The sequence below is a fragment of the Marihabitans asiaticum genome (assembly GCF_007828725.1).
Taxonomy (GTDB): Bacteria; Actinomycetota; Actinomycetes; order Actinomycetales; family Dermatophilaceae; genus Marihabitans; species Marihabitans asiaticum.
In genome coordinates this window covers 743,156-754,009 of record NZ_VIUW01000002.1, presented here as the reverse complement: position 1 = coordinate 754,009, position 10,854 = coordinate 743,156, and the positions used below count along the sequence as shown (strand labels likewise).

The 10,854-nt window shown below is 70.4% G+C and carries 13 protein-coding genes and 2 pseudogenes; 8 read left to right on the top strand and 7 right to left on the bottom strand.

The genetic code is table 11. From position 1 onward, the window contains the following. Nucleotides 1-483 (top strand): dehydroquinate synthase/iron-containing alcohol dehydrogenase family protein (locus tag FB557_RS08160; protein ID WP_144854505.1); only part of this gene is annotated, 483 nt, incomplete at its 5' end. 4 nt (nt 484-487) lie between these two features. Here the strand turns inward: FB557_RS08160 and FB557_RS14580 are convergent. Further along, nucleotides 488-1,141: a metallophosphoesterase family protein gene (locus FB557_RS14580; RefSeq protein WP_246074571.1), complete on the bottom strand. Its 654-nt coding sequence runs from the start codon at nt 1,139-1,141 to the stop codon at nt 488-490. Here FB557_RS14580 and FB557_RS14575 point away from each other — a divergent pair. Further along, on the top strand, nt 1,123-1,275 hold the full coding sequence (locus FB557_RS14575; RefSeq protein ID WP_246074569.1) for a hypothetical protein: 153 nt from the start codon (nt 1,123-1,125) through the stop codon (nt 1,273-1,275). The two genes, FB557_RS14580 and FB557_RS14575, sit on opposite strands and share 19 nt — an antisense overlap. 221 nt (nt 1,276-1,496) lie before the next feature. On the opposite strand, the pseudogene FB557_RS14810 reads toward FB557_RS14575, so the two are convergent. After that, nucleotides 1,497-1,718, bottom strand: a pseudogene (locus tag FB557_RS14810) (alkaline phosphatase D family protein); the annotation flags it as partial. Next, nucleotides 1,643-2,131, bottom strand: a complete 489-nt coding sequence (locus FB557_RS14910) for a DUF7800 domain-containing protein (RefSeq protein ID WP_484177379.1) — start codon at nt 2,129-2,131, stop codon at nt 1,643-1,645. The pseudogene FB557_RS14810 and the gene FB557_RS14910, both read right to left, overlap by 76 nt. Before the next feature lie 189 nt (nt 2,132-2,320). Between FB557_RS14910 and FB557_RS08150 the strand changes: the two genes are divergently transcribed. The 5 genes and pseudogenes from FB557_RS08150 (at nt 2,321) to FB557_RS08130 (ending at nt 7,256) form a co-directional block, all read left to right on the top strand. Continuing rightward, a complete protein-coding gene (locus FB557_RS08150) occupies nt 2,321-2,509 on the top strand; it encodes a hypothetical protein (protein ID WP_144857078.1) in 189 nt (62 codons plus the stop codon). Between the two features lie 309 nt (nt 2,510-2,818). Beyond that, a complete protein-coding gene (locus FB557_RS08145) occupies nt 2,819-3,103 on the top strand; it encodes a DUF2277 domain-containing protein (RefSeq protein ID WP_144857077.1) in 285 nt (94 codons plus the stop codon). 290 nt (nt 3,104-3,393) lie between these two features. Beyond that, a pseudogene (dnaB, locus tag FB557_RS08140) lies at nt 3,394-5,996 on the top strand (replicative DNA helicase). Nucleotides 5,997-6,063: 67 nt separating this feature from the next. After that, complete coding sequence (locus FB557_RS08135; protein ID WP_144854511.1) at nt 6,064-6,870, top strand: MerR family transcriptional regulator; 807 nt, start codon at nt 6,064-6,066, stop codon at nt 6,868-6,870. Next, entirely contained in the window at nt 6,867-7,256 is a 390-nt protein-coding gene (locus tag FB557_RS08130; protein WP_144854513.1) for a VOC family protein, read from the top strand. The genes FB557_RS08135 and FB557_RS08130 overlap by 4 nt, the downstream gene beginning before the upstream one ends. On the opposite strand, the gene FB557_RS08125 is transcribed toward FB557_RS08130, so the two are convergent. Then, the gene (locus FB557_RS08125) at nt 7,220-7,711 is read right to left on the bottom strand and encodes a hypothetical protein (protein WP_144854515.1); all 492 of its coding nucleotides are present in this window, start codon (nt 7,709-7,711) and stop codon (nt 7,220-7,222) included. The two genes, FB557_RS08130 and FB557_RS08125, sit on opposite strands and share 37 nt — an antisense overlap. A gap of 140 nt (nt 7,712-7,851) precedes the next feature. On the opposite strand from FB557_RS08125, the gene FB557_RS08120 reads away from it, so the two are divergent. Continuing rightward, nucleotides 7,852-8,085: a YdeI/OmpD-associated family protein gene (locus FB557_RS08120; RefSeq protein WP_144854517.1), complete on the top strand. Its 234-nt coding sequence runs from the start codon at nt 7,852-7,854 to the stop codon at nt 8,083-8,085. Between the two features lie 378 nt (nt 8,086-8,463). Here the strand turns inward: FB557_RS08120 and FB557_RS08110 are convergent, their stop codons facing one another. Genes FB557_RS08110 through FB557_RS08100 form a run of 3 tightly spaced genes read right to left on the bottom strand, consistent with a single transcriptional unit; the run spans nt 8,464 to nt 10,791 of the window. After that, nucleotides 8,464-9,108 (bottom strand): class I SAM-dependent methyltransferase, encoded by a 645-nt coding sequence (locus tag FB557_RS08110; protein WP_144854519.1) that lies wholly within the window; start codon nt 9,106-9,108, stop codon nt 8,464-8,466. Then, nucleotides 9,089-9,889 (bottom strand): TspO/MBR family protein, encoded by an 801-nt coding sequence (locus FB557_RS08105; RefSeq protein WP_144854521.1) that lies wholly within the window; start codon nt 9,887-9,889, stop codon nt 9,089-9,091. Before FB557_RS08105 ends, FB557_RS08110 begins: the two co-directional genes overlap by 20 nt. Beyond that, a complete protein-coding gene (locus tag FB557_RS08100; RefSeq protein WP_144854523.1) occupies nt 9,886-10,791 on the bottom strand; it encodes an NAD(P)H-binding protein in 906 nt (301 codons plus the stop codon). Before FB557_RS08100 ends, FB557_RS08105 begins: the two co-directional genes overlap by 4 nt. Nucleotides 10,792-10,854: the final 63 nt, after the last annotated feature.

Below are 10,854 nucleotides of genomic sequence, written 5' to 3'. Positions count from 1 at the left end.
GACATGGCACTCGCGGCGACCTTCGCCGGGGCCGGCTTCGGCAACGCCGGGGTGCACATCCCGCACGCCAACGCCTACCCGATCGCCGGACGGGTCAAGGACTTCCACCCCGCCGACTACCCCGGGGAGGAGCCGCTGGTGCCGCACGGCATGTCCGTCTCGCTCACCGCGCCCGAGGCCTTCCGCTTCACCTTCGACGCGGCACCGCAGCGCCACCTGGCGGCGGCCCGACTGCTCGCCGGCGACTCGGAGAAGGACTACGGCACGGTCGCCGACGAGGAGCTGCTGCCGACCGTGCTCATCGACCTCATGCGCGACATCGGGATCCCGAACGGGTGCGGCGCGGTCGGCTACGGCAGCGGCGACATCCCCGACCTCGTCACTGGCGCGATCCAGCAGCAGCGGCTGCTCGCGACCGCACCGAAGCCGGTCACCGAGGACGCCCTCGCCGGGATCTTCGAGCGCAGCCTGGCGCTGTGGTGAGGCTCTAGCGGGGCGGGTCGATGGTGATGTCGGCGACCTGCTGCAGCACCGGGCGGTCGTGCTCGTCACCACTGACCACCCCGCGGGCCCACCACATGCGCAGGCCGCGCCCCTGCACCTCGAGCGTCGCGAGGTTGTTGTCGAACCACGGCCCCTCGACGTAGGTCCAGCGAAGGGGTGGCCTCGGGACCCGGGTCGCCAGTGACGCCGCCCGGCCGATCGGCGCGGCGACGCTGCGGGAGAGGAAGGCGGTTCCCACCCGGACCGAGCGGGGGAGGGGGTTGCGGATCGGTGAGCAGACCGCCTGGATGACCCGACTGCGAAGGGGGTCGACCCCCCTTCGCTCGTTGGCTCGGGTGTGCCAGGCCTCCGAGACATAGCTGTGGTGCACGTCGCCGGAGAGGAAGGTGACGGTGCCCGGTGGGGCGCCGCGCCGGCCGCTCGCCACCTCGATGACCATGTCGCAGACCTGCGCGAAGCCCTCCTGGAAGGCCGCCCAGTGCTCCATGTCGACCGCCTGGCGCAGCTTCTCGCCCACCTGGGCCGCGCGCTCGCCCCAGGCGCCGGCGGCGAGCGCCTCGTTGAAGGCCTCGAGGTTGTGCAGCCCCTGCGCGAGGAAGAAGGGCAGGGAGGTTGCCGATGAGCAGGTGGTCGACATCGCCGCGCATCTGCCCGTCGAGCCAGGCCATCTCCTGGTCGTCGACGATGGAGCGGCGTCCCGGCTCGAGCACCCGGGCGGCGCGGGAGTCGACGACGACGAGCCGCACCTGGTCGCCGAAGTCGCGGGAGTAGCTGAAGCGGTAGGCGGACGGCTCGGCGTCGACCCGCTCCGCGAGGGTCGTCGAGGGTCTGGGTGAGGTCGAGCTCGCCCGGCCCGTCGTGGCCGGTGATGATCTGCCAGATGTCGTCGTCCGCGCGCTCGGCGGCGGTGAGGTTGCCCAGGTGCTGGTAGACCAGTACGACGAGAGCCCGGCGACGATCCGCTCGTGCCACCACGAGGTGGCCTCCATCTGCCGGCGCCAGGCCAGCGAGGTGTTCCAGTCGTCGCGCACGTCGTGGTCGTCGAAGATCATCACGCTCGGCAGCGTCGAGAGCAGCCAGCGGGTCGCCGGGTCGCGCCAGGCGAGGGCGTAGAGGTGGGCGTACTCCTCGAAGTCCTTCAGCTCCTCCCACGGCGCCTCGTCCAGCGAGCGGCGCGAGGCGATGAACTCCCGCATCGCCGGAGAGGTCTCGTCGGCGTAGACCTGGTCGCCGAGGAAGAGGACCATGTCGGGCCGCGGGTGTCGGACTCGTCTGCGCCGTCGGGGTCCTCCTCGGAGTGGGTGATGCCGGCCATGCGCAGGCCGTAGGCGCGCAGGGCGTCGACACCGTGGGTCGCGTTGCCGTCGGCGTCGTGCGGGACGCTCGTGCGGCAGAGCCGAAGGCCAGGCGAAGGGGGCGCTGCTCGTCGATCGTCGTGAGGACCGGCGCTGGGTACGGGGAGTCGGCTCGGCCAGACCAGCTCGTCGTCCGACGAGCACCTCGTACGGGGTGGCTCGGCCGGGGTGAGCCCGTCGATCACGACCAGGGCGTAGTGGTGCCCGTGGACGGCGAAGGTTGGGGCGCTCGCCTCGGTCTGACCGGCCTGGACGGTGACGGTTGGCGGCACCGCGGGTCTCGACCCACACGGCGGCGGACGTGGCCTCCACGCTGCGCAGGAGCGGTCCGAGGATCAGCGCTGACATGGGCCCCACTCTCGCACGGGCCGCTCACGTGCAGTTTTGCCCGGCCCGCTAGAGCGCACCGGGCGCCCGAACGTGGCACCGTAAGCCTCGTACCCGATTCGAAGGAGGCCGTCATGGCCAAGATGTCTTTCCTCGCCGGCATGGCTGCCGGCTACGTCCTCGGTGCGCGCGCGGGCAAGGAGCGCTACGAGCAGATCAAGACCCAGGCCAACCAGCTGTGGTCGAGCCCGAAGACGCAGAAGGCCGTGGGCCAGGCCAAGCACACCGCGCAGACCCAGGCCCGGCCGTGGCCGACAAGGTGACCGGCGCGGCCAAGGACGCCGCCGCACCGTCAAGGACAAGGCGAGCCGCGGCGAGGACCTGCCGGACACGATCCACCGCGGTGACGACGGCGAGCTGCACGCCGACACCAGCGGCTTCGGCCCGGGCGGCGACAAGCTGCCCTGAGCCTTAAGGCTCGACCGACGCGAAGGGGGAGGGCCCGCCGATGGGCGGCCCTCCCCCTTCGCCGTCCCCTCCCCCGCAGCCGATTCGAGGTAGAAACGCCCGGCCTGATACACCGGTCCTACCTCCACCGACCTGGGCCCCGAGGCGAGGCGCACACTGGTCGCATGTGCCGCAACATTCGACAGCTCCACAACTTCGAGCCGCCCGCGACCTCCGAGGAGGTGCGCGCCGCCGCGCTGCAGTACGTGCGCAAGGTGAGCGGGTCGACCAAGCCGTCGCAGGCCAACGCGGAGGCGTTCGCCGAGGCCGTGGACGAGGTGGCTGCGGCGACCCAGCGGCTGCTCGGACAGCTCACGACCGCCGCTCCGCCGAAGGACCGGGAGGTCGAGGCGGCGAAGGCACGAGAGCGTGCCCGCGCTCGCTATGCAACTTCTGGGTACCTCCTGTGACTCCTGAGCCCTGTGGGTAACGGGGCGGGACGAAGAATCTTCTATGCACAGCATGTGAGGTGACGCAGCCCCGGAAAATGAGGGTTACTGCGAAGTCACGTCGGCGCCTCTCCGGACCATCCACAGGGTTGTCCACGGGCTGTGCACACGCCGATCGCGTGTCGTCCACAGATTGTCCACACCTCCTCCACAGGCCCGTTAGGTCGTTGTCGGTGCTCGGTGCCACAGTTGCCTGACCGCGCGCGGGAGGTGCTGTGACCACGAGTGATCTGGAGTCGATGTTCGGCTCGATGCCGCCCGCAGACGAGGGCGAAGGGGGCGGCCGGCCCGGCGACAGAGTGCCGCCGCAGGACCTCGGGGCGGAGCAGTCCGTGCTCGGCGGGATGCTGCTGAGCAAGGACGCGATCGCCGACGTCGCGAGACGGTGCGTGGGGGCGACTTCTACAAGCCGGCGCACGAGCTGATCTTCGACGCGATCATTGACCTGTACAGCAAGGGCGAGCCGGCCGACGCGATCACCGTCGCCGACGAGCTGAGCAAGCGGGGGACGCTGCAGCGAGCGGGTGGGCAGGCCTACCTGCACGACCTCATCCAGTCGGTGCCGACGGCTGCCAACGCCGGCTTCTACGCCCAGATCGTCGCCGAGCGGGCGATCCTGCGCCGGCTGGTCGACGCTGGGACCCGGATCGTGCAGATGGGCTACGGCACCGGCGGCGGGGACGTCGAGGAGATCGTCAACGCCGCCCAAGCAGAGATGTATGGCGTTGCCGAGAAGCGTGGCGGCGAGGACTACGTCGCGTTGTGGGACACGCTCAACGAGACGATGGCCGAGATCGAGGTGGCCTCGGGGCGCAGCGACGAGCTGACCGGGGTGCCGACCGGCTTCACCGAGCTCGACGAGCTGACCCACGGGCTGCACCCCGGTCAGATGATCGTCGTGGCGGCCAGGCCTGCAGTCGGCAAGGCGCTCGCGCTGGAGACCCCGTTGCCCACCCCGACGGGCTGGACAACGATGGGCGAGGTCGCCGTGGGCGACCAGTTGCTCGATGCCACGGGACGTCCGACGAGGGTGGTCGCCGCTACCGAGGTGATGAACGGCAGACCCTGCTACGAGGTGGAGTTCTCCGACGGGACGGTCATCGTGGCAGATGAGCAGCATCAGTGGCTCACCGACACCCGAGCGTCGCGCAGGTCCTTCCAGTCCGCGCGGGACAAGCGCAACCGATGCCAGAACCAGCAGACCTTCGCTGAGGTACGGACGACGTCGGAGATCGCGGCGACGCTGCGTACGCAGACCGCGGAGCGCCGGCTGAACCACTCGGTGAAGCTGGCCCGGCCTCTCGACCTGCCTGAGGCAGACCTGCCCTTGTCTCCTTATGTGCTTGGGGCGTGGCTCGGTGATGGGTCGACCGACTGTGCAGCTATCACGACAACCGATGACGGGATCGTCCAGCGACTCGAGAGCGAAGGGCTTGTGGTCACCAAGACGGCCGCTCCGATGCGGTACTCGCTTCGGCTTCCCGTGACGGAGGCCGCCACCCGTACCTGCGTGGTGTGCGGTGAGCACTTCGTGCCGAGAACCTCGCAGGTCAAGACCTGCGGCCGGTCGTGCGGGGGCCGTTCACGTGGGACTGATCGGATGCCGGCACCTCGCTGCCCGGACTGCGGTCAGCCGTCATCTGGACAGCGACGCTGCCAGGCATGTCATGCCGAGCACGGCACGGTCCAGGGGCTGCTACGCACGGTCGGAGTGCTCGGCAACAAGCACATCCCGATGGTGTACCTGCGAGCCAGCGAGGCTCAGCGCAGGGAGGTGCTGGCGGGACTGCTCGATACCGACGGGACGGTGACGAAGGCGGGGTGCGTCCAGCTCACGACGACGTCTCGCCGACTCCGCGATGACGCCTACGACCTGGTCGCGGGACTGGGCTATCGGTGCGGCGTGAGCGAAAAGGCCGTACACGGCCGCTCGGTGCAGTCCTCGACCGCATACACCCTGACCTTCAGCGCCGATGAAGAGGCCTTCGCCTTGGAGCGCAAGGCGACGTTGCATCGCGAGCGTCGGGGGCGGACTTTCCAGCGCCGGGACTCACGGTTCATCACCGACGTCCGGGCCGTGCCATCGGTGCCGGTCCGCTGCGTCGAGGTGGACAACGACGACCACCTCTACCTCGCTGGGCGGGCGATGGTGCCGACGCACAACTCGACGCTGGGAATCGACGTGGCCCGCGCGGCAGCGATCCAGCACAAGATGGCGACGGCCGTCTTCTCGTTGGAGATGAGCCGCACCGAGATCACGATGCGGGTTCTCGCGGCGGAGGCCTCCATCTCGCTGCAGAGCCTGCGGCGGGGGCGGATGAGCGACCCCGAGTGGGGCAAGCTCTCGCGGGTCATGGGACGGATCAGCGCGAGCCCGCTCTTCATCGACGACAGTCCCAACCTTGCGCTCATGGAGATTCGAGCCAAGGCGCGCCGGCTGAAGCAGCAGCACAACCTCAAGCTCATCGTCATCGACTACCTGCAGCTCATGACGAGCGGCAAGAAGGTCGAGTCGCGTCAGCAGGAGGTCGCCGAGTTCTCCCGGGCGCTGAAGCTGCTCGCTAAGGAGCTCGAGGTACCGGTCATCGCGATCAGCCAGCTCAACCGTGGCCCCGAGCAGCGAACGGACAAGCGTCCGGCGATGAGCGACCTTCGCGAAAGTGGCTCGATCGAGCAGGACGCCGACGTCGTCATCCTGCTGCACCGGGATCGCGACCCCGAGGCAGGGCGCGAGGGCGAGGCCGATGTCATCGTCGCCAAGCACCGCAACGGACCCACCGCAGACATCACCCTTGGCTTCCAGGGCCACTACGCCCGGTTCACCAACTTCCAGCGCGAGGGCGGCGACTTCTGATGGGTTTCGCCGCCTGTCGAGGCGCCGCCCTTGCTCCTGACGCGACGTGAGGTCTTAGCGTGGCGGCATGACCAGCACCAGCCCCGGCGGCCAGTGGGGCATCGGCGACGTTGCCCGACGTACAGGCGTCACTGAACGCACTCTGCGGTACTACGAGGAGATGGGCCTGCTGCTTCCGGCCCGCGATGTCGGTGGCCGGCGCCGGTACGACGGCGGCACCATCGATCAGCTCTACCGGATCCGGCTGCTCCGCGAACTTGGTACGTCCGTGGCCGACCTCAACCTCGATACGGACGAGCTGCCCGGCCTCACTCGGCGCCACCTCGTGGACCTCGATTCGAAGCTGGCCGACCTCGCTCGGGCGCGGGAACGAGTTCGGGGCGTCGAGGCCCGTCTCCTCGAGGGCGACCAGCCCACTGCCGAGGCCCTGCTTGAACTGCTCTCAGGACTACCGGCTGATGAGCCCGCGTTGACGCGGCGGATCACGTTGCTGGTGTACCGCGACATCGCGGCCGGGCACGCCTATCTCGTCGATGTACTGGGTCTGGCTCCTGGACCGATCAGCTTCGACGGCGATCGGGCGGTGCACGGCGAGGTCCATGCTGGCGACGGCGTGGTCTGGCTGCACCGGGAGGCCCCCGAGCACCGGATGGTCTCGCCGCTCACCACCGGCACGGTCACTGCCTCGCTCGCCATCCTCGTCGACGACGTCGACGCCCACCACGCCCGCGTGGCCGCAACCGGCGCCGCGATCGACCACCAGCCGGCCGACATGCCCTACGGCGTGCGCGAGTACAGCGTGCGCGACCCGGAGGGCCACCTCTGGTCGTTCCAGACACCCCTCCCCGATCTCGAAGAACAGGAAACCCGATGACCCAGCTGACTCCCTATCTGTGCGTCGCCGACGCCCGAGCCGCCATCGAGTGGTACGTCGCCGCGCTGGGCGCCGAAGTGACCTACGACCCGATCGTCATGGACGACGGTCGGGTCGGCCACTGCGAACTAGCGATTGGCGAGGCCCAGTGGATGATGTCCGACCAGTTCGACTCCGCCGGGATAGCGGCCCCCGACCCCGCCCGCGGGGCGGCGGTGTCACTGCACCTCACGGTCGCCGACGTCGACGCGGCCGCCGCCCGCATCGTCCGCCAAGGAACGCCAATGGCCAGGGGCCCCGAGGACAGCCCGCCCTCCGGGCGGGTGGCGGTCTTCGTGGATCCGTTCGGTCACCGCTGGTTCCTGAACCAGCCTGCCGAGAGCTGACTCAGGTTCGCAGCAAGGGTCTGGGCACCGAGTTCGGTCTGCGTGCCCGCGCCTGCACGGTTCCACCGACGAGCTTCGAGCCAGGACGCGAGGGTGGCTGCCCGCTCTCTGAGCCCGAAGACGACCTGCCAGGCCATCGGGAGCGAGAGGATGATCACGATCGCTGCCGGGGTGTTGAGGAGGAGGAACCCGAAGGCAACGCCTTGGAGCACGTAGAGCAGCAGCATGGCGAGCGACCCGGCGATGGCCGTGGCCTCGAACGAGTAGCCGACGTCGGTCCCGGCCAGGTCCGCGGCTGCGGCCACCGCATACGAGCCGATGAGGGTGGCGACGACGACGAGCGCGCTGAGGACGGTGACCGCCACGATGCGGGCGGAGATAACGCGCCAGCGGCGCGGTTCGACCGTGAAGGTGACCAGGCCGGCGCGCTGGCTCCACTCCGCCGTGGCGGCCATGATGCCGATGACGGGTAGCAGGATGCTGAACGGGATCCCCGCGATCTCGAACAGCCCGAGCGCCCGACGCCTTCCGGTTCACCGAGGTCGGCCAGGTCAGCCAACACGAGGACACGATCCGCGCCTACCTGCGCGAGGCCATGGGGTACGCCGAGCAGGGCGTGCGGCCACCCAAGGTCGAGCTTGAGGTGGAGATGCCCGAGGCGCTGGCCGCCGACCCCGAGATGGCGCAGGCCTTCGACGCGCTCACCCCCGGCCGGCAGAAGAGCTGGGCGCTTCGCGTCGGCTCCGCGAAGAAGACCGAGACCCGCGCCAGCCGCTCGACCAAGGCGCGGGAGAAGATCCTCGCCGGCAAGGGCGCCCTTGAGCGCTGAGTCCACCGCCGATGGACCGTTGGTCTGAGGCTCCCCGGGGAGCTGCGAAAGGGGGTGGCGGTCGGCTCGGCTGTTGCCCCAGATACTGGGGCAACGGTGGAGGCTGATGAGATGGCACCGCGCGCGCCGCACGGCGACCTTCGCCCCCACCCGCGGGGGCGAAGCACCGCCGGCCGAGGCGGGGCCTATCCGGCCACGTCGAAACGGTGCGGGATCACCCCTTCGCCCCCGCGGTAGGGGACAAAACCCATCGCCCGGTGGTACGCGAGCCCGGCCTCGTTGTCCGCGCCGATCGTCGCGTCAATGTGTGGCAGCCCCGCCGCTCGGGCACCGCGGCCGTGGCCTCGGAATCGTCGTCCCGAGCGTGTCGCAGCGTGATCACGGCCGCCGCCCGGTGGCGAGGAACATCGGGAAGTCGCGCTCGCCGCCGTCGACCTCCTTGGTGATCGCACCGGCGTCGCGTACCTCGACCTCGACCAGCCCCGCGCTCTGCAGCCATGACCTCGCGCTCTGCCGAGTGAAGCCGTCGTGCCCGTCGAAGTCCTCGACCCCGGCGTGGAAGGCGCCCTCCGCGTCATGGTCGAGATCGACCAGCGCGAGGTGACCACCGGGACGCAGCAGCTGGGCGCACCGACCGATCACCGCGGCGACGTCACCCATGTGATGCAGCGTGAGCACCCCGACGACGACGTCGAACCGCTCGTCGAGCAGCTCGTCCCGCTCGATGTCGTACCGCCGCGCCTCCCACCCCTCGAAGCGAGGATCGGCCAACCGCTCCCTGGCCACCTCGACCATCCCTGGCGCGACATCGGTGACGACCGCTCGGCCAATGACATCGGCCAGCTCGCGGCTCAGCGACCCGGTGCCACCGCCGATCTCGAGCAGCTCCAGGTCGGGACGAAGGGGGAGAGTCGCCCGCAGCAGCGCGGCGACTGCCAGGGTCCGCTCGGCGTGCCCGGGCTTGTCGTCCCACCCGGCGGCCTCGTCGCTGAACCGGTCGGCGTCAGGCTGGTGCTGTGTCATCGGCCCATCCTCGCCTACGTGCCACGAGGGCAGCGGCGACGACGACCACAGCCGCCACCCCGGCCGCGATCGCGGTGGCCAGCGACTCCGGCTCGTCCGTGAGGCGCCCGACGACGATCCACGCCAGACCCCAGGCCATCGCCCCGGCGACCGCGAGTCGCCCGCCCAGCCGGCGGGCGAGGACGACCCCGAGCACGGCGACCACGACGAGCACCCCGACGGCAGCGGCGTCGGCGACGGCGGCACCAGGCTCGACCCCCGACGAGACGAGCGCAGCTGTGATGTTGGCGCAGGTCGCAACCGCGACCCAGCCCAGGTAGAGCCCGAGCGTCCCGTCAAGGACGACCCGGTCGACCGGCCCCTCGGCCGCGACCTCGGTCAGTCGCCGCACGACCACCCCGAGCACCAGCGCGAGCGTGACGATGACGCCGACGCTTACCCAGATCCAGCCAGCCTGCGTCACGAGCAGCCAGGCCGCGTTGAGCACCATCGACGCGGCCACCCACCAGCCGGTGGCTCGATGCCGCGCACGCGTGGCCTGGCTCGGCAACCACTGGTAGATGGTCAGCGCGAACAACCCGAGGTAGATCACCGACCAGATCGAGAAGGCCGGCCCGGCCGGCGCGATCCGGGTCGCGTCGGCCGCGAGCGCACCGCCGGAGGACTCGGCCACCCGGGTGCCGATCACCCCCGTCCCGACGAGGGTGCCGACGATGCAGAAGACCTCAGCCAGGGTGACCGCGACCCGGCGCAACCGGTCACCACCCATGCCGGCACTCACCCCTTCGCGTCGTCGTAGGCGGCTCGGTCCGCGAGCGCCCGCTCCACGGCCTCGCGGTAGGTCATCGGCTCGAAGGGGACGACCTCGCGGATCGTGTGGTCGGTGACGAGGACCTCGACGTCCATCGAGTCGATGAGGTTGCGCCCTGTGGTGACGTCGACATCGGTGACCAGCGCGAGCCAGCGCGCCGAGAGCTGCGGGGTGAGCACCGGCACCTCCACGATCGGCGGCACCCGGCGGTCCCCGCTCTCGGCGGCCTGCTGGAGCATCTCGACGTAGGTCAGCTGGTCCGGCCCGCCGATCTCGAAGACCTGCCCGATCGCCGCCTCGACCCCGGCGACCCCGACGAGGTAGCGCACGACGTCATCGAGGGCGATCGGCTGGGTCCGCGTCTGCGCCCACTTCGGGACGACCATCGCGGGCAGGTGCTTGACCAGCTGGCGGGTGATCTCCCAGGAGATCCCGCCGTGCCCGACGATCACCGCCGCTCTCAGCACGGTGACGGGCACACCCCCTTCGCCCAGATGTCCCTCGACCGCCCGGCGCGAGCGCAGGTGCACCGACAGCTCGTCGGTCTCCGAGCCCAGCCCACCGAGGAAGACGATCTGATCGACCCCGGCGTCGGCGGCCGCCTGCCCGAAGGCGCGGGCCGAGCGCGCCTCGGCCTCCTCGAAGTCCTCCTGGTCGAGGGAGTGCACGAGGTAGTACGCGATGTCGACCCCCTCCATCGCCGGGCCGAGGGTCTCCGGCCGCTCGACGTCCCCCTCGACCGCCTCGCCGGGACCGGAATACTTCTGCGGGCTGCGGGTCATCGCCCGCACCTCGTGGCCGGCGTCGAGCAGGGCGGGGACGAGACGCTGACCGACGAAGCCGGTGGCGCCCGCGACGAGGACGGTGCTCATGGAGCCAACCTACGCACGATCAACGGCCCCGGGAGCGCTGAGCCCCATCGCCGTTCGCTGGGC

Coding starts and splice junctions, on each gene's coding strand:
- FB557_RS14575 (WP_246074569.1), top strand. CDS start 1,123: ATGAGCAGGTGGTCGACATCGCCGCGCATCTGCCCGTCGAGCCAGGCC.
- FB557_RS14580 (WP_246074571.1), bottom strand. CDS start 1,141: ATGTCGACCACCTGCTCATCGGCAACCTCCCTGCCCTTCTTCCTCGCG.
- FB557_RS08150 (WP_144857078.1), top strand. CDS start 2,321: ATGGCCAAGATGTCTTTCCTCGCCGGCATGGCTGCCGGCTACGTCCTC.
- FB557_RS08145 (WP_144857077.1), top strand. CDS start 2,819: ATGTGCCGCAACATTCGACAGCTCCACAACTTCGAGCCGCCCGCGACC.
- FB557_RS08135 (WP_144854511.1), top strand. CDS start 6,064: ATGACCAGCACCAGCCCCGGCGGCCAGTGGGGCATCGGCGACGTTGCC.
- FB557_RS08130 (WP_144854513.1), top strand. CDS start 6,867: ATGACCCAGCTGACTCCCTATCTGTGCGTCGCCGACGCCCGAGCCGCC.
- FB557_RS08125 (WP_144854515.1), bottom strand. CDS start 7,711: ATGGCCGCCACGGCGGAGTGGAGCCAGCGCGCCGGCCTGGTCACCTTC.
- FB557_RS08120 (WP_144854517.1), top strand. CDS start 7,852: ATGGGGTACGCCGAGCAGGGCGTGCGGCCACCCAAGGTCGAGCTTGAG.
- FB557_RS08110 (WP_144854519.1), bottom strand. CDS start 9,108: ATGACACAGCACCAGCCTGACGCCGACCGGTTCAGCGACGAGGCCGCC.
- FB557_RS08100 (WP_144854523.1), bottom strand. CDS start 10,791: ATGAGCACCGTCCTCGTCGCGGGCGCCACCGGCTTCGTCGGTCAGCGT.